This is a genomic window from Leptolinea tardivitalis, assembly GCF_001050275.1.
GTDB classification, from domain to species: domain Bacteria; phylum Chloroflexota; class Anaerolineae; order Anaerolineales; family Anaerolineaceae; genus Leptolinea; species Leptolinea tardivitalis.
In genome coordinates this window covers 39,300-65,770 of sequence record NZ_BBYA01000011.1, presented here as the reverse complement: position 1 = coordinate 65,770, position 26,471 = coordinate 39,300, and the positions used below count along the sequence as shown (strand labels likewise).

Annotated in this window: 25 protein-coding genes; 13 read left to right on the top strand and 12 right to left on the bottom strand. The window is 47.4% G+C overall.

The window, feature by feature from the left end:
- Positions 1 to 141 precede the first annotated feature (141 nt).
- Positions 142 to 1,242, bottom strand: coding sequence for a magnesium chelatase ATPase subunit I (locus LTAR_RS13115; protein WP_062422725.1), 1,101 nt, complete (start codon positions 1,240 to 1,242; stop codon positions 142 to 144).
- A gap of 172 nt (positions 1,243 to 1,414) precedes the next feature.
- Between LTAR_RS13115 and LTAR_RS13110 the strand changes: the two genes are divergently transcribed.
- From LTAR_RS13110 to LTAR_RS13080, 7 genes are read left to right on the top strand one after another with little or no spacing between them, the layout of a single operon-like run.
- Positions 1,415 to 1,822, top strand: a complete 408-nt coding sequence (locus tag LTAR_RS13110; protein ID WP_062422724.1) for a cobalamin B12-binding domain-containing protein — start codon at positions 1,415 to 1,417, stop codon at positions 1,820 to 1,822.
- Positions 1,823 to 1,839: 17 nt separating this feature from the next.
- Positions 1,840 to 2,892, top strand: a complete 1,053-nt coding sequence (gene meaB, locus LTAR_RS13105; RefSeq protein ID WP_062422723.1) for a methylmalonyl Co-A mutase-associated GTPase MeaB — start codon at positions 1,840 to 1,842, stop codon at positions 2,890 to 2,892.
- Between the two features lie 31 nt (positions 2,893 to 2,923).
- Positions 2,924 to 4,243 (top strand): aspartate--tRNA(Asn) ligase, encoded by a 1,320-nt coding sequence (gene aspS / locus LTAR_RS13100; RefSeq protein WP_062422722.1) that lies wholly within the window; start codon positions 2,924 to 2,926, stop codon positions 4,241 to 4,243.
- Between the two features lie 14 nt (positions 4,244 to 4,257).
- Positions 4,258 to 4,800 carry a GNAT family N-acetyltransferase gene (locus LTAR_RS13095; protein ID WP_062422721.1) on the top strand — a complete coding sequence of 181 codons (543 nt, stop codon included), beginning with the start codon at positions 4,258 to 4,260 and terminating at the stop codon, positions 4,798 to 4,800.
- A 21-nt stretch (positions 4,801 to 4,821) separates the two neighbouring features.
- Complete coding sequence (locus tag LTAR_RS13090) at positions 4,822 to 5,817, top strand: ribose-phosphate diphosphokinase (RefSeq protein WP_062422720.1); 996 nt, start codon at positions 4,822 to 4,824, stop codon at positions 5,815 to 5,817.
- Between the two features lie 10 nt (positions 5,818 to 5,827).
- A complete protein-coding gene (mutM, locus tag LTAR_RS13085; protein WP_062422719.1) occupies positions 5,828 to 6,661 on the top strand; it encodes a DNA-formamidopyrimidine glycosylase in 834 nt (277 codons plus the stop codon).
- Positions 6,658 to 7,527 carry a hypothetical protein gene (locus LTAR_RS13080; protein ID WP_062422718.1) on the top strand — a complete coding sequence of 290 codons (870 nt, stop codon included), beginning with the start codon at positions 6,658 to 6,660 and terminating at the stop codon, positions 7,525 to 7,527. The genes mutM and LTAR_RS13080 overlap by 4 nt, the downstream gene beginning before the upstream one ends.
- Positions 7,528 to 7,536: 9 nt before the next feature.
- On the opposite strand, the gene LTAR_RS13075 is transcribed toward LTAR_RS13080, so the two are convergent.
- Positions 7,537 to 8,034, bottom strand: a complete 498-nt coding sequence (locus tag LTAR_RS13075) for a hypothetical protein (RefSeq protein WP_062422717.1) — start codon at positions 8,032 to 8,034, stop codon at positions 7,537 to 7,539.
- Between the two features lie 106 nt (positions 8,035 to 8,140).
- Between LTAR_RS13075 and LTAR_RS13070 the strand changes: the two genes are divergently transcribed.
- Entirely contained in the window at positions 8,141 to 8,530 is a 390-nt protein-coding gene (locus LTAR_RS13070) for an SHOCT-like domain-containing protein (RefSeq protein ID WP_062422716.1), read from the top strand.
- A gap of 26 nt (positions 8,531 to 8,556) precedes the next feature.
- Here LTAR_RS13070 and LTAR_RS13065 read toward each other — a convergent pair whose 3' ends face one another.
- From LTAR_RS13065 to LTAR_RS13020, 10 genes are all read right to left on the bottom strand, one after another.
- The gene (locus LTAR_RS13065) at positions 8,557 to 8,805 is read right to left on the bottom strand and encodes a NifU family protein (RefSeq protein ID WP_062422715.1); all 249 of its coding nucleotides are present in this window, start codon (positions 8,803 to 8,805) and stop codon (positions 8,557 to 8,559) included.
- A gap of 8 nt (positions 8,806 to 8,813) precedes the next feature.
- Positions 8,814 to 9,359, bottom strand: coding sequence for a Crp/Fnr family transcriptional regulator (locus LTAR_RS13060; protein WP_062422714.1), 546 nt, complete (start codon positions 9,357 to 9,359; stop codon positions 8,814 to 8,816).
- A gap of 215 nt (positions 9,360 to 9,574) precedes the next feature.
- A complete protein-coding gene (locus LTAR_RS13055) occupies positions 9,575 to 10,552 on the bottom strand; it encodes an ABC transporter permease (RefSeq protein ID WP_062422713.1) in 978 nt (325 codons plus the stop codon).
- A gap of 27 nt (positions 10,553 to 10,579) precedes the next feature.
- Complete coding sequence (locus LTAR_RS13050; protein WP_062422712.1) at positions 10,580 to 11,644, bottom strand: ABC transporter permease; 1,065 nt, start codon at positions 11,642 to 11,644, stop codon at positions 10,580 to 10,582.
- Between the two features lie 123 nt (positions 11,645 to 11,767).
- Positions 11,768 to 13,837 carry an ABC transporter substrate-binding protein gene (locus LTAR_RS13045; protein WP_062422711.1) on the bottom strand — a complete coding sequence of 690 codons (2,070 nt, stop codon included), beginning with the start codon at positions 13,835 to 13,837 and terminating at the stop codon, positions 11,768 to 11,770.
- Between the two features lie 82 nt (positions 13,838 to 13,919).
- Positions 13,920 to 14,903, bottom strand: a complete 984-nt coding sequence (locus tag LTAR_RS13040) for an ABC transporter ATP-binding protein (RefSeq protein ID WP_062422710.1) — start codon at positions 14,901 to 14,903, stop codon at positions 13,920 to 13,922.
- Positions 14,903 to 15,889, bottom strand: coding sequence for an ABC transporter ATP-binding protein (locus LTAR_RS13035; protein WP_062422709.1), 987 nt, complete (start codon positions 15,887 to 15,889; stop codon positions 14,903 to 14,905). Before LTAR_RS13035 ends, LTAR_RS13040 begins: the two co-directional genes overlap by 1 nt.
- 223 nt (positions 15,890 to 16,112) lie before the next feature.
- On the bottom strand, positions 16,113 to 17,015 hold the full coding sequence (gene rsgA / locus LTAR_RS13030) for a ribosome small subunit-dependent GTPase A (protein WP_062422708.1): 903 nt from the start codon (positions 17,013 to 17,015) through the stop codon (positions 16,113 to 16,115).
- On the bottom strand, positions 17,015 to 19,303 hold the full coding sequence (locus LTAR_RS13025) for a penicillin-binding transpeptidase domain-containing protein (RefSeq protein WP_062422707.1): 2,289 nt from the start codon (positions 19,301 to 19,303) through the stop codon (positions 17,015 to 17,017). The genes rsgA and LTAR_RS13025 overlap by 1 nt, the downstream gene beginning before the upstream one ends.
- A gap of 4 nt (positions 19,304 to 19,307) precedes the next feature.
- Complete coding sequence (locus LTAR_RS13020) at positions 19,308 to 19,973, bottom strand: Maf family protein (protein WP_081419977.1); 666 nt, start codon at positions 19,971 to 19,973, stop codon at positions 19,308 to 19,310.
- 94 nt (positions 19,974 to 20,067) lie between these two features.
- On the opposite strand from LTAR_RS13020, the gene LTAR_RS13015 reads away from it, so the two are divergent.
- From LTAR_RS13015 to gyrA, 5 genes are all read left to right on the top strand, one after another.
- Positions 20,068 to 20,640 (top strand): xanthine phosphoribosyltransferase, encoded by a 573-nt coding sequence (locus LTAR_RS13015; RefSeq protein ID WP_062422706.1) that lies wholly within the window; start codon positions 20,068 to 20,070, stop codon positions 20,638 to 20,640.
- A 135-nt stretch (positions 20,641 to 20,775) separates the two neighbouring features.
- Positions 20,776 to 21,249 carry an Rv0361 family membrane protein gene (locus LTAR_RS13010; protein WP_158423444.1) on the top strand — a complete coding sequence of 158 codons (474 nt, stop codon included), beginning with the start codon at positions 20,776 to 20,778 and terminating at the stop codon, positions 21,247 to 21,249.
- Positions 21,250 to 21,280: 31 nt separating this feature from the next.
- A complete protein-coding gene (locus tag LTAR_RS13005; protein WP_062422704.1) occupies positions 21,281 to 23,215 on the top strand; it encodes a DUF5671 domain-containing protein in 1,935 nt (644 codons plus the stop codon).
- A gap of 128 nt (positions 23,216 to 23,343) precedes the next feature.
- The gene (locus LTAR_RS13000; protein ID WP_139044560.1) at positions 23,344 to 23,853 is read left to right on the top strand and encodes a hypothetical protein; all 510 of its coding nucleotides are present in this window, start codon (positions 23,344 to 23,346) and stop codon (positions 23,851 to 23,853) included.
- 66 nt (positions 23,854 to 23,919) lie between these two features.
- Positions 23,920 to 26,430, top strand: coding sequence for a DNA gyrase subunit A (gyrA, locus tag LTAR_RS12995; RefSeq protein ID WP_062422702.1), 2,511 nt, complete (start codon positions 23,920 to 23,922; stop codon positions 26,428 to 26,430).
- Positions 26,431 to 26,471 lie beyond the last annotated feature (41 nt).

Sequence of the window (26,471 nt, the reverse complement as noted above, 5' to 3'; positions counted from 1 at the left end):
GCTTGCGCGGATTGAAGGATTCGCCAATCTTGGTTTTTTCACCACCATCCCACCAGTGGGCTGTGGCATCTTTGAAAACCGGCTTACCTTCTTCAGCCGGAGGCTTCAGGTCCTGTCGTTCTTCGACCTGAACATCTTCACTTACTTTTTTTTTACATCATCGGAAGCATCATCTTCCGGTTCCTGCTCCTGTTCAGATTTACCCTTGCTCGATCCACCTTGCAGGGATTCTATACGCTCCTGCAGGTCTTCCATGGTCATTTCAGACTGCATAAAAGGACCCCGTTTCAGGCGGTGAGGGAGAGCCAGTTCAGCAGCCATGGCGATATCTCTATCAGTAACAGACGTACGTCCTTCAATGGCAGCCTGAGCGCGAGCAGCTTTCAAAATGACCAGGTCAGAGCGATGCCCGTCAACATTTAAAGATGCTGTTAAAGAAGCAATGGAAATCAGGTCATGTTTGGTGTAACCCACCCGATCGACGAGCTTGCGGGCTTCTTCAATCTGTTTTGAAATTTCCTCTTCTTTCGGTTCCCATTTCTTCCGGAAATTATCGGGGGAAGCTTCATATTCCAGGTTGCGTTCCATGATCGTCACGCGCTCACGCGAATCACGGATACCGTGAATATCTACCGAAAGGGCAAAGCGGTCCAGCAGTTGCGGACGCAGGTCGCCTTCTTCCGGGTTCATGGTTCCCACCAGGATAAACCGGGCCGGGTGTGAAAACGAAATACCTTCGCGTTCGACAATATTCATACCCATGGCCGCAGAGTCAAGCAGCACGTCAACCACATGATCATCCAGCAGGTTGACTTCATCGATGTATAACATGCCGCGGTTGGCTGCCGCCAGAACACCGGGTTCAAATGCCCGTTCGCCTTTCTGGATGGCTTTTTCGATATCCAATGTCCCTACCACACGATCTTCCGTGGCAGAAACCGGCAGGTTGACAAAGGGTGTTGGCCGGGTTTTTACAGGCAAAGATTCACCGCGGGCAATCCGCTCACGGCATTCGGTGCACAGGCTGGCCGGAGCATCCGGGTCACAGCCAAAGCGGCAATCTGCCACAACTTTCACATAAGGTAACAGGGCAGCCAGTGCGCGTGCTGCCGTAGATTTTGCCGTACCGCGTTCACCGCGGATAAGTACGCCGCCAATGCGAGGATCGACAGCATTGAGAACCAGCGCCCGGCGCATACGTTCCTGTCCGACGATCGCAGTAAAGGGAAAAATGTTTGGCATAAAAATAATATCCTTGATATATATTTCAACAGTGTAGAAAGTTTACCACCACAAAAACATGGAATCAACTGCATACAGAAGGTTGTTTAAGATCACACTAAACTTCTGATTTCAGCGATAAACGTCCGTCAGAAACAACCCAACAGGGTATAATTTGAATGCTGGAGTTGGCATGGAAAAGAAAATTCGTGTGCTGGTGGCAAAACCCGGACTGGATGGTCACGATCGCGGGGCGAAAATCGTCGCCCGTGCTTTGCGTGATGCAGGAATGGAAGTCATCTACACAGGTCTCCGGCAAACCCCGGAAATGATTGTAGAGGCTGCCCTTCAAGAAGATGTGGACGCCATTGGATTATCGATTCTTTCCGGCGCTCACATGACTCTTGTTCCCCGAATTTTGGAATTATTAAAACTCAACCGGCTGGGTGACAGACCGGTATTTGTGGGTGGCATTATTCCGGATGAAGATGCCATCGCATTAAAAAAGATGGGGGTTGCCGGTGTATTTGGCCCCGGTACAAAAACTGAAGAAATCATTTCTTCTGTGCGCCTGGCTCTTACGGGCGCCATAGAAGGGTAAGGATCAGCCGAAGCGCCATGAATCAGGTTGATGCCCTTCTTCAAGGTGACCGGCTGGCGCTGGCACGTACGTTATCCCAAATTGAGAACGGCACCTCGGAAAGCCGGAGCATGTTGGATGTTCTTTTCCAGCATGCTGGTAAGGCTCATATTATTGGTGTGACCGGTCCAACCGGCTCTGGAAAATCCACGCTGGTCAATCAACTGGCACTGGCATTTCGCCAACCGAATGGCACCAATCCGCCATCACGTGTGGCTATTCTGGCTGTTGATCCCACCAGCCCGTTTACCGGCGGTGCCGTGCTGGGTGACCGGGTACGGATGCGTGATCTCAGCGGTGACCCGGGGATATTTATCCGATCCGTAGCCACCCGCGGGACACTGGGTGGGCTATCTATGGCAGCAGCCGAAATGGTAACAGCTATGGATGCAGCCGGATTTGACGTGATTCTCGTAGAAACCGTGGGGGTTGGCCAGACAGAAATGGAAATCACTCGTCTGGCTCACACAGTTCTTCTGGTTGAGAACCCCGGTATGGGCGATGATATTCAGGCCATCAAAGCAGGAATTCTGGAAATCGCCAATGTCATCTGCATTAATAAAGCCGACCGCCCCGGTGTTGAACAGACGGAACGCGCCCTCCGAGAAGTGCTGGATATGAATTCGGTCAATCCATCAACAGGTGGATCTTTCCATCATTTCATGGAAGACGAGAATCAGGATGCACCTCCTCCAACTGGTTCTCCTGCCGGCTGGCAGGTTCCCATTCTTCAAACGATTGCCACCACAGGCGAAGGCATCTCCCAATTGGTTCAATCGTTGCGAGAACACTATACCTACCTGCAAAATAGCGGACAGTGGAAATCCAACGAGAGCAAACGGCTGCGCCGTAACCTGGAATCTCTAATTCGGGAAGTGCTTTTTCAAACCTGGCTTTCGCGCATGAATCCACAGGAGTATGACCAGGCCCTTGACCGCCTGTTTACGCGATCAGTATCACCCTTCCATCTGGCAGAAGAGTTGATTGCTTCAGATTTCGCCAGCAAAACGCCGTCAATTCATTTAAAATAACCTGTACGAAATTTCTTTGGAGGAATGACTTATGGAACGAACCCTTATCGGAGATCTGCGCAGCAAAATTGGACAATCTGTTACCGTTCAGGGCTGGCTGCAAGTTTTACGTGACCAGAAGAAAATGCAATTTCTTGTCTTGCGAGACCAGACCGGTGCCGTCCAGATTGTTGTGGAAAAAGCTGCCAGCCCCGATCAGGCGGCCCTGATCTCAACCTGCGGAGTTGAATCAGCCCTCACCATCACCGGCAAAGTGATAGACAACCCGATTGTAAAATTAGGCGGCATTGAAATGCAGCTCGAATCCATCGAAGTTAATAACAATGCAGCCATTCCACTGGCATTTGAACCATTCAATGACACCCTCCCGGCTTTGGATTTCCGCATGGACTGGCGTTACCTCGAACTCCGCCGTCCTGAAAATTTACTTATCTTCAAAATTCAAACTACAGCCGAAATGGCTATGCGAGAATTCTGGCTTAAAAACGGTTTCATCGAAATTCACAGCCCCAAAATGGTGGGTACCCCCAGTGAAGGCGGCGCCGAACTCTTTTCCCTGGATTACTTTGGGCGTCCCGCCTACCTGGCACAATCTCCCCAGTTCTATAAACAAATGGCCATGGCAGCTGGTTTTGAACGCGTTTTTGAAATCGGTCCGGCTTTCCGTGCTGATCCATCCTTTACTTCACGTCACATGACAGAATTTATCAGTATTGATGCAGAAATATCCTGGATCGACAGCCATGAAGATGTGATGTCTATGCAGGAACGGTTGCTGCAATACACCTACCAGAAGGTCAAAGATGCCCACGGTGATGAGATTAAAGCCCGATTTGGCATTGATATTACGGTTCCCACCCTGCCATTCCCCCGGCTCACTATGGCCGAAGCCCAACAAATTCTGAAAGAACGAAATTACAGCGTTCCGGCAGACAAAAAAGGCGACCTGGATCCGGGCGGTGAACGTGAATTGGGACAATACATCAAAGAAAAATACAATCATGAATTTGTGTTCCTGAAAGATTGGCCTATCGAAGTACGGCCGTTCTACCACATGCGCCATGCCGATAATCCGAAACTGACCAAGAGCTACGATCTGATTGCCAAAGGTCTGGAAATTACGACAGGTGCACAGCGAGAACACAGACGCGATATCCTGGAAAAACAGGCGCTCGATAAAGGCCTGAACCTCGATATCCTCAGCGGCTATCTGGACTACTTCAAATTTGGCTGCCCGGCCCACGGTGGCTTTGGCATGGGTCTCTCGCGGTTGTTGATGGTAATGCTCGGTCTCGAAAGTGTCCGGGAAGCCGTGTTCGTGTTCCGCGGCCCCAATCGTCTGGAACCATAAAAACAGGATTCGGCATGCTTACCGGAAAGAATGTTCGCCTCAGGGCAATGGAACCAGAAGATTTAACCAATCTGGTTCGCTGGATGAATGATCCAGATGTCATTGAAAACCTGTTAATCGATTCCCCACTTTCGAGTGTGGATGAAAAAAACTGGTTCGATACGATGATGAAACGTCCTTCTGAAGAGCATGTGTATATGATCGAAGTTTTCGAAGATGGACAATGGATCTCTGCTGGTTCAACCGGCTTGATTCGTCTGGATTGGAAGAATCGCAGCACAGAGATTGGTATCAGTATTGGAGAGAAAAAGTACTGGAACCGTGGTTTCGGCCGCGAAGCCATGCAGTTAATGCTCCGGCATGCTTTTAATGATCTAAATCTTAACAGAGTCTCATTGACCGTATTCAGTACCAATGAACGAGCCATCAAAGCATATCATGCGGTCGGCTTCGTAGAAGAAGGACGTTTACGGGAAGATATCTTTAAAAATGGACGATATATTGATACGATCATCATGAGTGTCTTGCGCAGCGAATGGCAGGATGCCAGGGTTTAATCGCCAGGTCAGGAGGAAGAAATGCCCAATGCAGTACACGTCCGGCACGACCGGATCCAATATGGCGATGTGAAGCTTTATGCGGGAACAGGATGTCCCGAATTGGCTTCAAATATTGCCGGTTATTTACGTATGCCGCTATGCGAACGCGATGTAATCGTGTTTCCGAACGACAATTTATTCGTACAACTTCATACCAGCGTACGCGGTCAGGATTGCTATGTGATACAAACCACATCTGCTCCGGTTCACCGGAACCTGATGGAATTATTGATCATGCTGCAAACCCTCCGTCTTGATTCAGCTGCTCGAATCACAGCAGTTATTCCCTATCTGTGCTACGCCCGATCAGACAAAAAAGACCAGCCGCGTGTGCCCATCACCGCCCGATTGGTGGCAGATATGATCGAAGTGGCCGGTGCTGACCGATATATCACCATGGATCTGCACGCCGGTCAAATTCAGGGTTTCTTCTCCATCCCCGGTGATGTGATGACTGCCTTTTACATCCTCACAGATTATCTGAAGAAGAAACTTCCTGTAATGAAATCTCCCGTGGTGGTGACAGCCGATCTGGGTTTCGCTAAAAAAGCACGGAATTTTGCCCAAAAACTGGATACACCGCTGGCTTTCATCGAAAAACGGCGCGTTTCCAATGATTCCAAAGCCGAAGCTTTGACCTTTATTGGCGATGTAAAGGACCGTGATGCCATCATTGTGGATGATGAAATTAATACCGGTGGTTCCATGGTGCAGGCTGTAAACCTGGTGAAGAGCTGCGGCGCCCGCAATATCTACATGGTGTTTGTGCACCCGGTTCTATCCGATCCGGCATCTCAAATACTTTCCGCCCTACCTGTAACAGAGTTCATTGCCACCGATACCATTCCGATTCCAGCCGAAAAAGCCGCCTATTTTGGTGACCGATTAAAGATCCTTTCTGTCTCCCGTCTGTTGGGTGAAGTCATCATGCGGGCAAATGAAGGCCGCTCGGTTGGTGCCCTGTTCAACGAATAGGTAAACACGAATGCCTGAACTACCAGAAGTTGAAACAATTGTTCGGGCTTTGAAACATGGTGGCCGTGGTGGAGCGCCTATTATTGGAAAGAAAGTCTCAGATGCAAATTTGCTATGGGACAAGACGCTGTCAACCCCTTCATTTGAAAAGTTTGAAGGGAAAATAAGCAAAACCACAATAAAAGATATTACACGCAGAGGGAAATTCGTTGTCATTCATCTTGACAACGAATTTCTTTTGATACACTTGCGAATGAGCGGTGACTTGCGTATCGATCCTCCTCCGGTATTACCTCCTCAAAACCATGATCGACTGCTGATCTACTTTGAAGATGGTTACAGACTTGCTTTTAACGATACACGCAAATTTGGGCGTGCATGGTTGGTTTCTAATCCAGAAATTGTGACAGGTAATCTCGGGCCAGAACCCTTTGACACAACACTAATGGCATCTGATTTCTATATGAGGTTGCAAAGAAAGAAAAAACAAATAAAATCGTTGTTATTAGACCAATCATTTCTTGCCGGATTGGGTAATATTTATACAGATGAAAGCCTTTTTCGATCAGGCATTCATCCGATGCGTTTATCGAATACCCTCTCAAGCAAAGAAGCTGAACGTTTACTGAAGGCAATTAGAGACACTCTGAACGAAGCGATAGCCCATAATGGCGCCAGTATTGATTGGGTCTATCGAGGTGGAGAATTTCAAAATAATTTCAGGGTGTATCAACAAACTGGGAATCCCTGTCCAGTCTGTTCTACCCCCATCCAACGATTGGTGGTGGGTCAAAGGGGAACCCATTTTTGTCCGAAATGCCAGCCAGAAGGGGTGCCAGAATGAATCCTGTTACAGTTACTATCAACACCACGCTCATAATTGCCATCACCTGTATGATCATTGGTTTTGTTACAGGCGGCTTTATTGGTTATTTCAATAAAGATAAGCGAAAAAAAGAAGAGAAATCTTCAAACACTGTTGCACCAGCCGCACCCGCTGTAGAAACCCCGGCACCTCTGGCCGATCCGGCGAAATACACAGAATTATTGCGTCTCTGGCGAGCCAAAGAAGGCGCGGGCCTCTATGTTGAAACCAGCGGACATTTACTTGCCTCATCCAAACCGCTCAACAGCTCACAGAAGAGTCGGTTTATCGATTTGATCAAGGAATTGGCTATCTGGTTGGATATTCCGGCAGCAGAATTATTACCAAACCATACTGCCTCTCCATCGATTTCTGACCAACAGGAGCCAGATGCACAATTATTATCAAAAGAAAAAGAGCCGGTCATAGTCGAATCACCGGATAATCCGCCCTTAATTAAAGCCAGCGAACCGATAAAGACAGATCCGCTTCCACCCGTTCCTCCTCCGGTTATTTCGAATCCCACTGTCGCTGTGCAAAGTCAAACACCGCCGGTTGTTCGTCCAGCTGTCGTACCTGCACCACCGCGACCGCAACCTGAAACGGTTAAAAAGCCGGCGGCATCTATGGTTGAACAAATTGATGAAATTTTACAGGAGATCATTCAACTTTCGGATGACCCTACGCGGCAGATTAAATTGATGGAATCACGTCAGGATGGTGTAATAGTCTGGGTTGGTCAGGAACACTTTCCCGGTATTGATGCGGTGACAGATCCCAAAGCAAAAGAGCTGATTCGCGCGGCTGCACGTGAATGGGAGCGCCGCGCAGAAAACCACATCTGACAATCCATTCTACTGGGGTAAATCTATTTTGGGATTCCCCTGGCTGGACAAATTTACCAGCAAAGATTCAAATTCATCCACACGCTGCACCAGTGTCATTACGATATCGCCAAAGAGTTTCTCATCGAGTTGGCTCAGTTTGATGTTATGCATATAGGTGTAAACGAGTTTTCCACCAATTTCTTCAAGGCACCAGAACCCAATTTTTGTTTTGGCATTAATCTGCAAAAGTGATGAGGAAATCAGGTGTGGAATTTGTTCGAGTGAATCAAAGGCGGCAAAACTTGGTACTGAAAACTCCACATTTTCGTCAAAACCAAAAATGAAAAGGGTCTGGAATCGTGTTTCATTCAATTTAAATTCGATCACAGCATGAGCTTCATCAATTTCACGTACAACCCAATGGTGTGCATTGCACATACGGGAAATTAATGTCGTAAAACTGTCAGTCACATTCGTGAAATTTTCGCCCGATTCAGATGTATTCTCCGGTTTGTTATCTTCCACTGGAACGATTCCATCCTTTTCCTAAAATGGGATTATTTTAACATTAAGATTTGATCTGCTTCTTTTCGATATGGGTAAAATACTAGCATTGGAAAATAGCGAAATAGTGTCTCCTGAAGAAAAGCTCCATATTCTGAAAATGATACAGGACGGAAAAATTACACCCGATCAGGGTATTGACCTGTTAAATAATCTGGAAAAAGAAAACGGGTTACCCGATCAGGGAAGAATGCAAAATTTAACAAGAAAGCCGGGTAAACCCCGGTGGTTGCGTGTTGTTGTCTATGATTTGATTGGCCAGAGAGAAAAAATAAACATTCGTTTACCTATCCAGGTGATTGAATCTGGCCTGAAATTGGGTGCAAGATTTTCAACAATCAGCCGTGGTTATTCACCCGACCTGATTCGGCAGGCATTAAAAGCCGGGCAGATTGGTCGTATCACGGATGTATCAGACAACGAAATTGGTGAGAGAATTGTAATTTCACTGGAGTAGAAAACAATAGCGGTTGTTTTGCTAACTTATTTTTCTTCCAGTACGACAACATTCGGAAAAAACTGGTGTATGGTTCCTTCCACCCATCCGTGCAGTGTAACAGGTGATAATGGGCAACCAAGGCAGGCACCACCCAGGCGGACTCTGACGGTGTGGCCGTCAAAACTTAACATCTCGACTCCCCCGCCATGATAATGACTGATATATGAATCGAGTTGTCCAATCAATGCTTCCATTTGTTCCTGCACAGGAAATTCAGGCGGATTATCTCCCATCTGAAGCCTCACTTTTCTGGAACAGTCACCATTCCACGGGTTAACAAATCCAATATTTCATTGTTCGTGGTGCGTAGCCGGAACGCAATACCAGATGCCAATCTTTTAAGTAATAACATCCCCAATTCAGGATTATTTTGACAGAAAACTTTTAGTTTTTCAACCTCAACACATACAGCTGAGGATGGTTTTGAGGCATAGGCTGAAGAAGTATATGTTTGTCGTCCAAGTGCAGCAGACCATCCAAACACATCTTCAGGACATATGTGGGCAATTACAAGTTCTTCGCCATCATACGGTTTATATTTAACAACAACCTCCCCCTCAAGTAAAATGAAAAAATGTGATGCCCGGGTTTCCTGAGCAAATATCTGAATTCCATTTTCAAAAGTACATGGTTCCATTAGGGGCAGAATTAGATCGATCTGGCTCATCTCCAACCCTTTGAATAATTCAAGTTGATGTAGATTTCGAAACGGCATAAAAATCATATTACTGGAAGGAGGCCAAGGCAGGTAGTGGTATATTTCCCGGTTGGCATCGAAAAAACTCATGACAATATCATGTATTTTGGCAGTCAATCCTATGAGTTTTAGTGATGAATCTTCATGCTTTTATACTGATTTGGTCTTTTTCCAACCGAATAATTCAAAATAATCACCGTGATTTATAGCATTTTCTCAATTCAAAAAGAAAATGACAAAAATAAGACTAATAAAAAAACGCCTGAAAAGTATCTTTCAGGCGTTTTACTTATTCGAGCAAAAGTCTAGTCGTTGCCGCGTCCACGCATGCGCGGATCGAGAACATCCCGAAGAGCATCTCCCACCAGATTCCAGGCCAAAACAAACAGAATAATCGCCAAACCGGGATAAACCACGATGAACCAGTATTGACCCAGAGAGGGTATCCAACTTCGCGCAAAACTGATCATCTGTCCCCAGTCAGCATAGCCTCGTTGAGCACCCAGACCGAGGAAGCTTAATGCGGCAAATGTCAACACATATGAGCCGATATCCATGGAGGCTAAAACCAAAACAGGGAAAACGGCATTCGGCAACAGGTGGCGGAAAAGAATACGCATATCGCTGGCGCCAATTAATCGGGCAGCCAGAGCGTATTCATACTCTTTTACCGACAGGATATTGCCGCGAATCACACGGGCATACGTCATCCAACCAAACACAATGATGGCCAGCATACCCGTCAAGATTTGGATCTGGATCGGGTCGAGATCTTTCGCCGGGCTTTGTCCAAAGGTTAATAAGGCTAAACCTTTGGCAAGAACAACCAGGAAATTCGCTTCACCTCGTCCATATACCGTTTGAAGCACGGATGTCAGCGTAATGGCTGCCAGCAGGAAGGGGAACACAAGGAAAACCTCCGTGATCCTCATCAGCACTTCATCAACCCACCCCCCATAGAAACCGGCAAGCGAACCAATAATCAACCCAATCAATGTGGTGATCAAAGTAATCACAATACCTACTCGGAAGGCAGTTCGAGTTCCCCAGACAACACCATAAAGAATATCATATTGTCCTTCCGTTGTTCCCATGATATGTTTTTCATTGGGTGGTTTCGGTTGATTTCCAAATCCATCACGTGGAATCAGATACACATTACGAGAGCTTTTTGCCGGAGGTGCAATGACCGGTGCGGCTATGGCCACAAAGACAAAACCCAGCAATAAAATAATGCCAAGCAGAGATGTGGGGTTTTTCAGTAATCGTCTAACTACATCCATGGATACCTCATTATTATTGCCGGGAATTTACCGCAGGCGGATGCGCGGGTCAATAACACCGTAAAGAATATCGACAATCAGATTACCAACCAGCAGGATCAAGCAATTGAACATGGTAATGCCTAATACCGAAATGACATCCAACGAGATGGCCGATTCCGCCAGGAATGAACCCATACCGGGAATGTTGAAAATTGTCTCGGTAATAACCACACCATTCAACAAACCAATCAACATTAACGCTCCAACCGTAACAACCGGGATTAAGGCATTTGGCAAAGCGTGCCGCCGGATGACTTTATTCTCACTCAAACCTTTTGCACGAGCTGTCGTCATATAATCCTGGTTCAACGTATCAAGCATGGAGGAGCGGGTTACTCTCAAGAGATATGCCCAGTCAAGGTACGCCAGTGTAATCACTGGCAGCACAAGATGACGAACGGCATCACGGAAAATATCCAGCCGTCCGTTGAGCAGGGCATCAATAGAATTCATATTGGTATAACGAATAAACTGGGAAGACTGGACAACTTGCGACGCCCAGTCAGATAATCGGCCGGGTGGGAACCACCCGAGTTTGGCATAGAAGAAAAGAAGAACAATAAGACCAAAAACAAAGACAGGAATTGACCAGCCGACGATACTAAAAACCCGAAGTATCTGGTCAAGCAATTTATTATGATTAACCGCAGAGACGACGCCCAGATAAATGCCGATGCCAATCATGGGAATCGCCGTCCAGAGCGCCAGTTCTGCCGTGGCAGGCAGCCGGCGTCCAATGACTTCCCATACAGTTCCTTTGCCGGTTTTTGACCAGCCGAGGTTGCCGCGAAGAACGCCGCCTTCAATTTCGCCAGTGTCAGGATTTTTCGTTCCAGCCATCCAGCGCCAGTATTGAACGGGAACTGGATCATCAAGGCCATATTTTTTGATCAGTCCTTCCATAGCTCCCTGACGTTTGGGAATATCCTTAACATATAAGGAAACGCGCTCGTAGGGTGTCAACATAGACAGCATGGAAAAGATCAAAATCGTCACTGCAATAAGAAGCAGCGGCAGAATCAGCAACCGTCGAATAATGAAGGAAAGCATTGACGACAAATAACACCTCCAAAATGCCAGATAATCAAGTGAGACTTGAAATCTGGCCCGAAAAACTGCAATTGGGAGCCGGAGTTTCCCCCGGCTCCCAAATGTAATCAGAATATCAAAGAACTATTTCGGGGCTACTTTCGACAGAGAGTAGATCCAACCGTATTCCGGATTTCCGTACGCAGGATTGAAGTAAAAGCCTTTAATCCAGGATTGGAATGGGAATCCTTCCATCTGCTGGTACATCCAGATATCCACAGCATCTTCCTGTGCCATTTTCTGGATGCTTTCATAGATGGGTGTACGGGCTTCAACGCCATTGGCTTTTGCACCAGAGATAATAATATCGTCATATTTCTTCTTGTAGTCAGCGGTCATGTTGACGATACGACCGTAAGCGCCCTGTGAATACAGGAAGGGATTAACCCAGTTATGGGGGTCATGGTAGTCTTCTACCCAACCGCCCACATAAATGGGCAGTTTACCCTGGCGGCGGCTCTCAAGCAAGACAGGCCACGGCATAGCCAGTACAGCAACGGTGAACTTCGGATTAACAGATTCAATGCCGGCTTTCAAAATTTCTGCTGCCATACGGCGTGTATCATTGCCGGTATTGTAAGCAATCTGCATGTAGAAGCCCTTAGACCAGATATCGTCATCGTCTTCACCGGCAGCTTTTCCATCGCCGTCAAGATCAGCTTTCTTAAATTCAGCTTCGCATGTGGCTGTATCGAATTTGTTCAAAGGCGCCTGATCTTTGAGGTAACCCATCATACCTTGCGGAATGGGTCCCTGGGCCTGAACACCTTCACCGGCGAGGGCATCCTTGACCATGGCATCATAGTCAAAGCAGGCAGAGAAGGCTTTGCGGATATGGATGTCGCTGAAGAAGTTGGCCGGAATACCATTGCCGTCCAATTTTCCAGAACCGATATACGGGTTGCCGCCTTCAACATTCATCTGCCAGTTAAACTGACCAGGTGTGATGGCAGGCATAGGCAGCTTGCGGAAGTAGGTGAGGAAGCCATCAGCTTTGTCATCTTTGCAGGAGGATTCATCGGTTCCGCAGGTCTGTTTGGCAAACGGTTCAAGCTCTTTGCGGTATTGTGGAGGAGTGTAAATTTCATCCGCATCACCAGCCTGGAGCATAGAGAGGCGGGTACCCCATTCATCCACATTCTTGATAACAACACGTTTGATGCTGGCCACACCACTGGGGCCGCCTTCCCACATGGGTTCGGTGCGCCAGTAGTTTTCATTGGCGGTTAAAACAATTTCTTCGCCAGGAGTCCAGTGATCCAGCTTGTAAGGGCCAGTACCATTGGCTTTCTTGAAGAGAATGGTGTTTTCAGCAGATGGATCAGCATATTTCGTCCAGGTCTTGCAATCGCCATCCCAGTCACCATTTTCGGCCATCCATTCTTTATCAAGAATGCCGCCAAGGAACTGCTGAGAGGTCAGCGCAAGCATCCAGGGGACGGGCTGTTTGAAGTGGTAAGTTACAGTGCCTGCATCGTCATCAGCTACGATCTTTGTCTTGACATCTTCGCAGACTTTAACAAGCTGCTCGGGTTTGAGGGTTTCGAACTTCGGAGGTTCTTTGGCTCCAGCCGGGGCAGAGAAAGCAGCGGCGAAATCTTTGATGCCGGCCATGGCCATATCAGGACCATAGAAAGCTTCGTAGACGATCCACTGCCAGCCGTCAATACGACCCTGCAGGAAAGCACGCTGGGCGGTATAGGCTACATCATGAGGTTCGAGCGTGCCGCCTTCATGGAATTTCACACCCTTGCGGATATTGAATGTCCAGGTCAGGCCATCATCGCTGGTTTTCCAATCGGTCGCCAGTGCGGGAATGAACTCATCGGTTTTTTCCCGTTTGAAGAAGGTCAGGCCTTCGTAAATATTGAGTTCTGTGGTTGAGCCAGCGGTTTCATAGGTCCAGGCAGGATCTAAGGTTTCTGGTTCACCGGCACCGGTAATATAGGTGATGGTGTCCGGGTTCTTAAATTCAACAGCGGAAACCGGAGCGGCAGCTTCTGGAGCTTTGGTGGGTTCAGCAGCCGATTCAGATGCAGCGGTTGAGGCGGCAGCAGTGGGAGCAGCCTGAGTCGCTGGTTGTTGCCCGCAGGCGGTCAGGAGCATACTGGCCATAACGAGCAACGACATTAATACAAACAACTTGTTACGCATAGTGCTTCTCCTCTCAAAAGAATAAGGGTTTTGGAAAACCTTCACAAGAACCTGCGGATTGATACAGATGACTTCCCTTTCCTTACTTAACCAGGTGGCACGCTACAAAATGCCCGGGGTTGACCTCTCTCAATTCAGGTCTTGCTTCCTCACATATTTTCTCCGCGATCGGGCAGCGTGTACGGAACCGGCACCCGCTGGGCGGATTTACTGGTGAAGGCACATCGCCTTCCAGAATTACACGTTTGCGTTTTTCTTCTGCTACCGGGTCAGGAATGGGGACAGCAGAAAGTAGAGCTTTGGTATAAGGATGCAATGGATGGCTGTACAGTTCATCACGGGTGGCTTTTTCGGCAATAATACCAAGGTACATAACGGCTACCCGATTGCTGATATGTTTCACCATAGACAGGTCATGCGCAATGAACAGGTACGTTAATTTCAAATCTCGCTGTAAATCTTCCAGAAGGTTTACAACCTGAGCTTGAACGGAAACATCCAATGCGGCAATAGGTTCGTCACAAATGATCAGATCCGGATCTAATGCCAGAGCACGGGCAATACCAATGCGTTGACGTTGTCCGCCGGAAAATTCATGGGGATACCGCTTGATGAAGGCCGGATTCAGCCCTACCAGTTCGAGCAGGTGCACTACCCGTTCTTTCATGGCAGAGCCTTTATACGTGTTATGAACAATCATGGGTTCAGAGATGATATCTCCTACCGTCATGCGGGGATTCAAACTGGCATACGGGTCCTGGAAGATCATCTGCATTTTTTTGCGAGTTTTGCGAAGGGTTTCTCCCTTCATTTTAACGAGGTCTTGACCCTCAAAATACACATGACCGGAAGTTGGCCGATAAAGTTGCAGGATTGTCCGCCCAGTGGTGGATTTTCCGCAGCCAGATTCGCCAACCAGACCCAGTGTTTCGCCGGCATAGATATCGAAGGAGACATCATCTACAGCGTGCACGTCTCCGGAATGTTGTTTGAAAATAAAACCTTGATTGATGGGAAAGTACTTAACCAGTCGGTCTACTTTTAAGAGGACTTTACGTTCTTCCATTAGAATTCCCTCCCCGTGTTGGGGTCAACCCAGCAAGCCACTTTATGGTTCGGGGAAAGGCTCTTTAATGCAGGGTTTTCCGTCTTGCAATGGTCAACAGCATACGTACACCGGGACAGGAATGGACATGATTTCGGCTTTTCCATCAAGATAGGCGGCATACCGTCGATAGAAACCAGCCGGCGGTGATCAGATTCATCCATGCGCGGCAGGCTGCCCAGCAAACCGCGTGTATACGGATGCATGGGATTGGCATACAACTCTTTGACTTCCGCTTCCTCTACGATGCAGCCGCCATACATCACGGCAACCCGTTTTGCCAGCCCGGCAATAATACCCAGATCGTGAGTAATCCAGATAATGGCCATGCCCAGTTCTTCGCGCAGCCGTTGCACAAGTTCCACAATCTGCGCTTGAATGGTAACGTCAAGAGCCGTGGTCGGTTCATCCGCGATCAGAAGCTGTGGATTGGTAATCAGTGCCATGGCAATCATTACACGCTGACGCATACCACCGGAAAATTGATGCGGATAATCTTCCAGACGCTCTTTGGCTTTCGGGATACCGACCATTTCCAGAACCTTGGCCGCCCGTTCATAAGCCATTTTCTTATTCATTCCATTATGAATTTCCAGCGGTTCAGAAACCTGTTTCCCAATGGTTAACACCGGGTTGAAGAAGGTCATCGGGTCCTGAAAAACCATGCTGATCTGAGCGCCACGAACATGGCGAATTTCATCATCTGTCATCTTCAGGAGGTCTTTACCTTGATACAACGCCTTGCCCGCAACTACCTGACCAGGAGGCGAGGGAATCAACCTCAGCATTGACATTACCGATACGCTTTTCCCACAACCGCTTTCACCAACAATTCCTAAAGTTTCCCCCTCGTCAAGATTGAACGAAACGCCGTTTACCGCATGTACTATCCCTTCACGGGTTCGAAATTGCGTTTCAAGGCCTTGCACACTTAAGATTTCTGTCATGCAAATACAACCTCAATTCTGAAGATGGAAAACATTATCATAAACAAACAGAGCCTTCCAGATTATCTCCGGAGGCATGTTTAAGTGCAGTTATTTTATCGTTTTTTTGGGACAGTGTCAAACGAACAGAAATCAATTTACGAAAATAATAAAAAAGTCACCCAAATGGATGAATTATTCAATCAGAACAGATTGAAATCAATCCGATTATTAAAATTCTTTGTCATTCCTCGCCAAATCGAAGTCGGATATAGGAATCATACCGGCCTGGATGAATACGTCCATCTTCAACTGCTTTTCGAATGGCACATCCAGGTTCATTGTGATGGGTGCAATCATTGAACTGGCAATCTTGAACCAGACCTTTAAATTCCCGAAAATAGCCGTCCAATTCTTCTGGCTGGATGTCCCATAATCCCAGGCTGCGTATTCCCGGTAGATCTGCCAGCCAGCCCCCGCTCTCCAGAGGGAATAACTCGCGTACCTGGGTGGTATGCATACCTTTTGTTGTGATCCGACTGACTTCTTTTACCAATCCACCCAGACCAGGCTGTAAAGCATTCAGCAGACTGGTCTTCCCTACTCCAGATGGCCCGGCCATGACTGAAAGCTTATTGGATAATTGCTTCCGTAATTCAGGTATCCCGTTTCCTGTAGCGGCAGATACATAATCTACCGGAAAGTCCAGAGATTCATACAATTGAAAGATCATTTCGATCTCTTTGCGTTCCACAAGATCAATTTTATTGACAACAATTCTCGCCGGGATTTCCTGTTTTTCCAGACCAATCAAAAAACGATCGATCATTCTCAGGTGAGGAGCCGGATTGGCACAGGCAAAAACCAATAGCACCTGGTCAGGGTTTGCTACCAGAACCTGTTCATGGATCCCCCTTGCTTCCGGGGCCAGTCGTGATAACACGCGACTTCGCGGACTGACATCATCAATCCGACCTTCTTTTTCTGTGATAACCGTAATTTTTACCCGGTCACCCACAGATAGAATATCGCTGATTTTATGGTGTTGTTTCAATTTTCCGCGTAATCGGCAGGTATATGATCCCGATGGAGTATCTACCCGGGCAAACCCTGATTGCGTTCGTACAACCAAACCTTCTTCAATCATTATGATTCAGGAGTAGCCGTGGCCAATATAGGGGAAGGGGCAACAGGAGTGGGTTTATCTTCCGTTAAGTTACCGGGAGTTTCGGTGATTTCACCTGTCGGGACTGCCGTAGGTGTTGGTTCACGTGCCACATACAACGACGATTCCCAGGGGAACAATTTGGATGGGCGGCCGTTGTAATAAATCTCTATGATCCGGCGGAAGATCGGCGCCGCCACCATAGAACCTTCACCGCCATTCTCCGCTAAAACCACAACGGTAATATCAGGTTTCTTCGTCTCTTTTGCCGCATCGGTATAACCGGCAAACCAGGAGTGTGGCTCTTCCTGTGCTGTTGAAGCCGTACCCGTCTTTCCATAAATTGGTATCTGGATTCCAGCGAGAGCCGCCTGGGCTGTGCCGTGTTCATCTGTAACCACACGCCGCATGGCATTACGGATCACGTCCATGATCTGCGGTCTTTCATCTAAATGGCTTACCACTTCGGGTGAGGTGGAATAGGTTATTGATCCATCTGCCGATGTAAATTTAGAAACAATCTGCGGCCGGTAAAGCGAACCCCCGTTGCCTATGGCTGATATCATTACTGCCACCTGTAGTGGTGTAGCCAGCATGGAACCCTGTCCAATAGCCAGTTGGACAGCATCGCCTTCATTATGCGGGTCCAGTACCTGGCCGGAAACTTCTTCCAGCTCTTTGATTCCGGTTGGTTTCCCCAATCCATATTTCACCGCATGGTTCACCATATCATTGGCTTCCCCTTTTTGGAACAGGTCCAGACCAATATGCCAGAAATACGGATTACACGATCGGACAAGGCCTCCAATCAGGTCAATTTTTCCACTGGGGCTTTTCTGATAGGTATATGTCCAATCATACAGAGTGGTTCCCGCCAACTCAGTAAAACGATATCCGCAATCGTAAGTGGTGTTGGACCGGTAGTAACCGCTTTCTAATGCCGCCGTCATGGTCACAATTTTAAAAATTGATCCCATCGGATAGGCGCCCTGCGTTACCCTATTCAAAAGCCGCCTGTCAGGATCATTTATGGCTTCATTAAGAAGATACCCTGAATTGAAATTATTGGTTTCAAATAGATTGGCATCATAGGATGGTGCCGAAACCATGGCCAGAATATTCCCGGTATCCCGCTCCATCACAACGATGGCGCCCCGGTATCCTTCTATGGCCCGTTGAGCCTGGAGCTGCAGGTCGCGATCAAGCGTAGTGTACAAATATTCGGGGGCTTTTGAATTGGCATTTGCCAGGCGGGTCAATATGTTGCCCTTGGCATCGCGTACATACACAGAACCGCCGCGAATACCGGCCAGACGATTTTCTGCCCATGCTTCCAGTCCTGAAACTCCGACAGTCTCTTCACCAGAGTAACCCTTCCGGCGGTATTCTTCCAATTGTTCGGGCGAGATTTTTAATAAATAACCAACAGCTTGGGGTGCAACACCTTCTTGAAAATAGAACCGCCCTTTATAGGGAGTTAGAACAAGACCTCGCAGTAACCCCAGTTCATCTGACATCTTCTGAACAGCCTGCGCGGATACCTCGCTAATGGGGACATAGTCAGCATCGCGGTGTTTATTTAATTGTTTCAATATTGAATCACTGGTCCGTCCGGTCAGCTTGGTAAGGGCAACCAACAGGTTCCCTTCCTGTGGTTTTAATAATTCAGCCGGTTTCAGACCGACAGCCATAGCATCAATCTGAGTGGCGATAGGAGCGCCATTGCGGTCATAAATATCTCCACGCCCGGAGGAGGCATATTCTGATGTCAGAAAGTTTCCGCCACGCAATTCCGGCAAGATCAGGCCGTCTTCCCATTGGATACGCCATTCATTATCTTCTTTTGTAACATTCATTAATATATCGCGCGATATATCCCCAAAAACCGCCGTATGGTAGACAACCCGTGTATTGACCTGCGTAACGTGTTCACCAGGCATGACCGAAAGAACCGAGCCATCCAGATCATCATAGCCCAGATTTTGTGCCGTATCCCTGTACCGTTTTTCGAAATCAGCCGGTGAAATGGCATCACGGCTGACCGTTGTAATCAGGTCATACATCATGGTGTAGTTTTCGCTCTTCCAGGCTTCAATGAATTTCAACACCGCCGTTTGTGCATCTGCTGAATTGGCAGAGGGATTACGGGTGGGGATTACGGTTGTGATATTTCGGTTTGAAAAAGTTGACGGTGTGCAGGCAGATACCAGCATCACACAGATGATAATCATCCAGATGGTTCTGATGGCAGTATATTTCGCGGTCAGCATTCTGTTATCCAATGACAGCCCCGCTTTCTATGTGACGAAAAATTGGGCAATCGTAATTGTTCAAATGCATGCAACGCTCTGGTAAATCGTCCGGCGAATAAAGGCCAAATGAAGCAGCCATACGTTTTACATGGCAAAGGGGCAGCCCCATAACGCTGGCAAAACATCCATTGAAGTTTTCTACAGGATGAAAACCAGTGTGTTGAATGGCATACGCTCCGGCTTTGTCCAGAGGGTCGCCGCCCTCCACATACGCCGAAATTTCTTCATCCGAATAATTCCGCATGGGCACGTTAGTGATGTAAATCTCCTGCGCAATCTTGCCTGTCGCCGGGTTGAACAGAGAAACGGCTGTCATGACCTGATGGCTGCGATTGCGAAGCTGTTTTAGCATTCGTTCAGCATCCACCCTGTCAACGGGTTTCCCGAGGATTTGATTTCCATCCACCACAATGGTATCTGCCGCCAGAATTACACCTTTGATACTATAAGTACAGGCGGTTGCTTTACCATGTGCCAGCCGCCGAACATATTGTTCTGGTTGTTCTTTCAGATTGGGAGTTTCATCAATATCTGCCGGAGAGACAATAAAACGCCATCCGGTTAACGCCAGCAATTCGCGGCGGCGGGGAGAATTGGAAGCCAGAATAATCTGGACAGGAGCAGACATTGTCAAAATTTTAACACGTTTGAAGTTGGAAAAAACAGATACGAATATTGATAAATGGAGATTACAATACGATAAATCAATGAGGAGGCTTGGTATGCAGCTTTTACAGGATCGCATTCTAAAAGAAGGAAAATATCTCAATAATGGCATTCTTCGAGTAGATAGCTTTATCAATCACCAGGTTGATCCTGAATTGATGGATGCCTGTGGTGCAGAATTTGCCAGAAGTTTTGCCAACTGTAAAGCTGACCGCATCCTGACGGCGGAAATATCGGGTATCGCCCCGGCTTTAATGGCAGGCAAACACCTTTCGCTCCCTGTTGTCTATGCTCGTAAACATAAACCCGTAACCATGCCCGACCAGGTGTATTTCACTGTGGCACCTTCGCATACCAAAGGACATATGGTTGACCTCATTGTTTCACCAGATTACCTTCCACGCGGCCAGAAAGTATTGATCATCGATGATTTCCTGGCATCCGGTTCCACCATTCTTGGTCTGGTGCGATTGGTACAGGCTGCCGGGGCTGAACTGGTGGGTATAGGTGCACTTATTGAAAAATCTTTTGAGGGCGGACGGAAAAACCTGGAATCTTTCGGTGTTCCGATCGTTTCTCTCGTACGCATCGATTCGATGGAAGACGGCAAAATAATTTTCTGCGATTAATCCAACAGCTCCCTATTAATTACGTCAAACCAACCATGTGTTTTTTATACATGGTTGGTTTGTTTATTGGTTTTCGTTACAATGAAAAAGGAGATGATTCAACCGCAAATAATGGCGGCAGATCAGGAGGGTGTTTTGAAACTTGATCGTTTTCTCATTGGAATCCTAATCGGTATCGGTGTACTGGTAATCGTAGCCCTTTCGCTCTTTTTTATGCGCCGGGGTGAGGCGCATTACACTGCCGAAGATACACCGGAAGGCATTATCCAGAATTATATTCTTGCTCTTCAGAAGAAGAACTTTGAAAAAGCCTATGGATATCTGGCAGAAGATAAAGCCAAACCAGATTTTGCCAGATTCCGGGAGTTCTTCGTTACCAGCTTTGAATCGTATAACCGCGCCGGGCTCACGTTTGGAACCAGCTCCATTACAGGAGACACTGCGTTTGTTACGGTGGTTATCCAACGAAATTACGGTGGACCCTTCAATGAACTTTCCCGTGAACATGAAACAGTCGATCTGGTGCGTCAGAACGGACAATGGAAAATACGTAAGTTCCCCAATCCATTCTGGGGATACGACTGGTACGATGAAAACCTAAAGTATTAGTTGACAGCCAGATAACTGGACGGAGTATCTCATGCGCACGATCAGACGGTTGTATTTTTATCTGGTTGCCTTCATCAGCCTTGAAGTTGTCATGTGGAGCATCATCACTCTGGCTCGCACGATTTTCGATGCCGCCAGTCTTAACAATATTGGCGACCAGATTGCCGGCGGACTGGCTTTCTTGATTGTTGGGCTTCCCATGTTCCTCTTCCATTGGATCTTCATTCAGAGGGACAGTTCTCATGACCCGGACGAACGAGCCAGCCGTCTGCGTGAACTCTTCCTTTACGGAACCTACCTGGCAACATTGATTCCCATTGCACAGAATATCATCGCCCTGATCAACCGGGAATTGTTAAAACTCTTTGATCTCGATAACACCTTTGCCTTCCTCGGGTCAGAACAGACCCTGGCCGATAATCTGATAGCCATTATGGTGCTGTCAGTTGCTTTTTATTATTTTTTCCACATAGTTAAAAAAGAATGGGCAGATAACACTCCGGGGAATGATCTGCCGGGCACCCGACGTCTCTTCCGATATATTTGGATGCTGTACAGTCTGGTACTTCTGATCTTTGGGGTAGTCTTCATTCTGCAATACATCTTTTATACTCCGGTCGATCTGGGCAACCCGACCCGCGAAATGCTGGCCAATGGTCTCGCAATTCTGCTGGTTTCAGCACCCCTGTGGACCTTCAACTGGCAGGTGATTCAAAAATCACTCGATTCCAGAGAGGAAGCCGATTCATATCTGCGACTTGTCAGCCTGTATTGTTTGGCCCTTGGCGGAATCATCATCACCCTTACCAGTGGCGGATGGGTGCTGGCAACCGTATTAAAAGTGTTTTTAGAAAAAGAGGCTATCACCGGCAGCGAACTCTTCAACCGGTTAAGTTCTACCCTTTCTGTGACCATTGCGATGGGAGTTGTCTGGGCCTACTTCGGACGTCAATGGAATGAAACGATAAAGAATGCCGCCGATACTCTCCGGCAGGCAGCCCTTCGCAGGTTGTATTTCTATATTCTTTCCCTGTTGGGAAATATCACCGTGTTCTTCGGAATTCAACAACTTTTTGGTGTCATGATCGATATTATCTTTGGTCAATTCACCAGCCTGACCAGCTATGCCAGTTCCATCAGCACATCATTGGCCATGTTGATCATCGGACTGCCCGTCTGGCTTCGTTACTGGCCAGTTTTACAGACGGAAGCCGCCCAGACAAGCGACATGGGCGATCATGCCCGACGTTCAATCATTCGAAAAAGCTACCTGTATCTTCTCCTCTTTTCCCTTGTAGTGGGTATGATGGCATCTGCCGGTCAACTGTTATATAACCTGATCAGCAAGATAACTGTTGAAAACCCGGGCAATCCATTAATGGATTTTCTACATGACTCAAAAACCCTGGCCATCATCATTGTCTGGCTTGTTTATCACTTCCTGGCGTTACACTCAGATGGAAAGGCTGCCCAGGCTGCCCTGTCAATGCGTCATGCCTCTTTCCCAACAGCCCTGTTTGCCATCTCAGATTCACAATATGTGGAACAGGTAAAAGAATCCCTTTCAAAAAGTGCACCAGGCATTCCTCTGACGGTATTTAAAAAGGATGAAGTCACATCTGTCAATGACTTGACCGTATTCAAAGCACTGGTACTTCCAGTAAAGTTCGTCACAGAACCAGATGAAATGATCCGCGGTAAGTTGGATGCTTATTCCGGCAAGCGTGTGATCATCCCGGAAGAAAAAGAGGGTTGGATATGGCAGGGGCTTGGAACACGCAACACACTTGAATCAGCCCGTGAAACCGCACGGATTATTCGTCAGCTGGCTGAAAATCAACCTGTTCGCACTTCCACATCCAACAGCCCCTGGGTGATCGTCGGCTATGTGTTTGGCGGATTGTTTGCCCTGCAGGTTCTCCTCATGATCATTGCAAGCATTATTTCCGCTTTCTTCCCGATGTAAAAAGCCTTCGTCAGGTTTTTATGAAAGAAAAGGGGACATATATCTATCATTTTTCCCGTCAATTGTTTCTTTGCATGATTTCGCATTATCTATAAAATAGATATATTACTTCTTATCGGCAGGCAATTATGGAATATTCGGAAAAAACGCAATCAGTATGTCCAAATTGCGGCGCCCCGATGAAAAATCAGGAACCGTGTATGTATTGTGGTGATCACCGGATACTGGAAGATAGAAGTCAACTTTGTAAAGATTTTTTATTGCAGATGAATAAAGAACTGGACACAATACCCGCCGGCCCTGGCTGGCTGATCCTGCTTGTCTGGTGGGGATTGCCGGTTCTGGTTTTTTCAGGATATTTCATCTTTAGATCCACACGAATCAGCCTGCCAATTTGGGTTGTACTGGCTATCATATCATTCGTGGTCAGTACAATTCTTGCCGCAGGAATTCGTGATGATTACCAGCATAAGCTTTTTCACAATAAATTGAGCAAGATACTGGAAAAGTTCCTTGAACAAAATAACCTTTCATACCAGTATATTTACGGCTTGGCGATAGAACTTTTTCCAGAAAAATCCACTGTTGTCTCTCTGTTAGCTGAACAACAGGACTTAAATCGATTTCTAAAGAGATAGAGCCAGTAGAACACAAGACTATACGCAAACGCGATATACCGCTGTGCGGTATAATTCTAGCTGACTATGACCTCGCAAACCCCTGAAAATCCAATACCTTCTGAAGAACCTGTAAACGCAAATCAAACGATCGATATCGATCATGAAATGCGGACTGCCTATCTGGATTACGCCATGAGCGTAATTGTGGCGCGTGCGCTTCCGGATGCCCGCGATGGATTGAAACCGGTTCATCGCCGCATCTTGTATGGCATGCTTGAACTGGGAAACCGCTCCAATGCGCCATATAAAAAATCCGCCCGTATCGTCGGTGAAGTTTTGGGTAAATATCATCCCCATGGCGACTCGGCTGTTTATGATTCTATGGCGCGTATGGCACAGGATTTTTCCATGCGTTATCCGCTTATAGACGGGCAGGGAAACTTCGGTTCGATTGACGGTGATGCTCCGGCTGCCATGCGTTATACCGAAGCACGGCTTGATCCATTAGCCGAAGAGATGCTGCTGGATATTGAAAAGAATACAGTTGATTTTGGCGATAATTTTGACGGCACATTAAAAGAACCCTTTGTTTTACCATCTCGTCTGCCCAATCTACTGTTAAATGGTTCGTCCGGTATTGCTGTCGGTATGGCCACGAATATTCCGCCTCACAATTTGCGGGAGCTTTCAAAAGCCATCAGCTATCTGATTGATCATTACGAAACAATTGACAAAATCACACCAGATACATTGATGGAATTCCTCCCGGGTCCAGATTTTCCGACAGGCGGCGTAATTATCGGGAATGAAGGTATCCGGCAGGCGTATTCCACTGGACGCGGCCGTCTGGTGGTTCGTGGACTGGCCCATATTGAAGAGATACGTGGCGGTCGTTTTGCCATTGTAGTCACCGAAATCCCTTACCAGATCAATAAAACCAGTCTAATCGAACGGATTGCTGAACTGGTTCGTGAGGGGCGCATTGATTCAATCACCGATCTCCGTGATGAATCTGACCGCCGCGGTATGAGTATTGTCATTGAACTGAAACGCGGTGCCGAACCCCGCAAGGTTTTAAATCAACTTTTCAAATACACACCGTTGCAATCCACCTTCGGTGTCCAGCTTCTGGCGCTTGTAGATGGTGAGCCGCGTACCCTGTCACTCAAGCGCGCCCTGCAGATTTATATAGAACACCGCCGGTCGGTAATTACCCGCCGATCTCAATTTGAACTTGAAAAAGCCCGCGCCCGTATGCACATCTTGGACGGGCTGCTTATCGCACTGGCCAACCTCGATGAAGTCATTGCGACCATCCGCAAATCGCCGGATGCTGACACGGCAAAAACTCGCCTGATGACCAGATTCAAACTGACAGAAATTCAGGCTCAAGCCATTCTGGATATGCAATTACGCCGTCTGGCTGCCCTTGAACGAGAAAAAATTGAGAAGGAAGCCCAAGAAGTCAAAAATTTGATCAGTTATCTGGAAGACTTACTGGCTAACCCGAAGAAAATCCTCAAAGTCGTTCAGGACGATCTTAAACAGATGAGTGATAAGTACGGCGACGAACGCCGCACTCGTATCGCCCATGATGCCTCTGAAAAACTTGAAGAAGAAGACTTACAGGCTGACGTTCCGGTATTGATCAGTATTACCCAGCGTGGTTATGTAAAACGCACCCAAACCAGCCAATACAAGACACAGGCCCGCGGAGGACGCGGAGTATCCGGTCAGGGCATGAAGGATGAAGATGAGATTGCTATGCTCATCCCTGCCCGCAGTGTCAACACCATTCTTTTCTTCTCTGATCAGGGGAAGGTCTATTCGGAAAAAGCCTATCAGTTCCCAGATGCCAACCGCACAGACAAAGGCATTCCCATTCAAAATATTCTATCTATCGGGGCGGATGAAAAGATCACCACAGCAGTCGCCGTTCCTGATTTTGACAAAGCCGATTACTTCACCATGGCCACCGTTAATGGCAAGATCAAGCGTGTGGTGCTATCTGAATTCTCCTCAGTCCGCCCTTCAGGTCTGATCGCCATGGGGCTTGATAAAGGCGATCAACTCGGCTGGGTTCGCCAGACCAGCGGCAATGATGAAATTATTCTGGTCACAAAGATGGGTAAAGCACTGCGCATGAAAGAAACGGCCGTTCGTGCCATGGGCCGGCCGGCTTCCGGTGTGGCTGGAATCAGCCTGGCCGAAGGAGATAAAGTCACTTCGATGGAAGTGGTAGAGCCAGATAGTTTCCTGCTTACTTTGACCGAAAACGGCTTCGGTAAACGCACAGCCATCAAGAATTATCCGACCAAGGGACGGGCAACCAGTGGTGTTATGACCATTGATGAAAAAGCATTACCGAAAACCGGCCTTCTGGTTTCTGCAAGAATCGTCAAGGAAGACGATGAAATCACCATCATGACAAGCGGCGGTGTGATGTTGCGTCTTAAAGTGAAAGACATTGCATCACAGGGGCGAGCCAGCCGGGGAGTTCACATCATCAATCTGACCAAATCTCAACTGGCTGTGTCTATGGCGCGCCTGACACAGGAAGACCTGGCCGTAGGTCAACCACAAAAGACAAAATAACGATTAAAAAAGAAAAGAGCCGTAATCCGGCTCTTTTTCGA

Coding starts and splice junctions, on each gene's coding strand:
- LTAR_RS13115 (WP_062422725.1), bottom strand. CDS start 1,242: ATGCCAAACATTTTTCCCTTTACTGCGATCGTCGGACAGGAACGTATG.
- LTAR_RS13110 (WP_062422724.1), top strand. CDS start 1,415: ATGGAAAAGAAAATTCGTGTGCTGGTGGCAAAACCCGGACTGGATGGT.
- meaB (WP_062422723.1), top strand. CDS start 1,840: ATGAATCAGGTTGATGCCCTTCTTCAAGGTGACCGGCTGGCGCTGGCA.
- aspS (WP_062422722.1), top strand. CDS start 2,924: ATGGAACGAACCCTTATCGGAGATCTGCGCAGCAAAATTGGACAATCT.
- LTAR_RS13095 (WP_062422721.1), top strand. CDS start 4,258: ATGCTTACCGGAAAGAATGTTCGCCTCAGGGCAATGGAACCAGAAGAT.
- LTAR_RS13090 (WP_062422720.1), top strand. CDS start 4,822: ATGCCCAATGCAGTACACGTCCGGCACGACCGGATCCAATATGGCGAT.
- mutM (WP_062422719.1), top strand. CDS start 5,828: ATGCCTGAACTACCAGAAGTTGAAACAATTGTTCGGGCTTTGAAACAT.
- LTAR_RS13080 (WP_062422718.1), top strand. CDS start 6,658: ATGAATCCTGTTACAGTTACTATCAACACCACGCTCATAATTGCCATC.
- LTAR_RS13065 (WP_062422715.1), bottom strand. CDS start 8,805: ATGGGAGATAATCCGCCTGAATTTCCTGTGCAGGAACAAATGGAAGCA.
- LTAR_RS13060 (WP_062422714.1), bottom strand. CDS start 9,359: ATGAGTTTTTTCGATGCCAACCGGGAAATATACCACTACCTGCCTTGG.
- LTAR_RS13055 (WP_062422713.1), bottom strand. CDS start 10,552: ATGGATGTAGTTAGACGATTACTGAAAAACCCCACATCTCTGCTTGGC.
- LTAR_RS13050 (WP_062422712.1), bottom strand. CDS start 11,644: ATGCTTTCCTTCATTATTCGACGGTTGCTGATTCTGCCGCTGCTTCTT.
- LTAR_RS13045 (WP_062422711.1), bottom strand. CDS start 13,837: ATGCGTAACAAGTTGTTTGTATTAATGTCGTTGCTCGTTATGGCCAGT.
- LTAR_RS13040 (WP_062422710.1), bottom strand. CDS start 14,903: ATGGAAGAACGTAAAGTCCTCTTAAAAGTAGACCGACTGGTTAAGTAC.
- LTAR_RS13035 (WP_062422709.1), bottom strand. CDS start 15,889: ATGACAGAAATCTTAAGTGTGCAAGGCCTTGAAACGCAATTTCGAACC.
- rsgA (WP_062422708.1), bottom strand. CDS start 17,015: ATGATTGAAGAAGGTTTGGTTGTACGAACGCAATCAGGGTTTGCCCGG.
- LTAR_RS13025 (WP_062422707.1), bottom strand. CDS start 19,303: ATGCTGACCGCGAAATATACTGCCATCAGAACCATCTGGATGATTATC.
- LTAR_RS13020 (WP_081419977.1), bottom strand. CDS start 19,973: ATGTCTGCTCCTGTCCAGATTATTCTGGCTTCCAATTCTCCCCGCCGC.
- LTAR_RS13015 (WP_062422706.1), top strand. CDS start 20,068: ATGCAGCTTTTACAGGATCGCATTCTAAAAGAAGGAAAATATCTCAAT.
- LTAR_RS13005 (WP_062422704.1), top strand. CDS start 21,281: ATGCGCACGATCAGACGGTTGTATTTTTATCTGGTTGCCTTCATCAGC.
- LTAR_RS13000 (WP_139044560.1), top strand. CDS start 23,344: ATGGAATATTCGGAAAAAACGCAATCAGTATGTCCAAATTGCGGCGCC.
- gyrA (WP_062422702.1), top strand. CDS start 23,920: ATGACCTCGCAAACCCCTGAAAATCCAATACCTTCTGAAGAACCTGTA.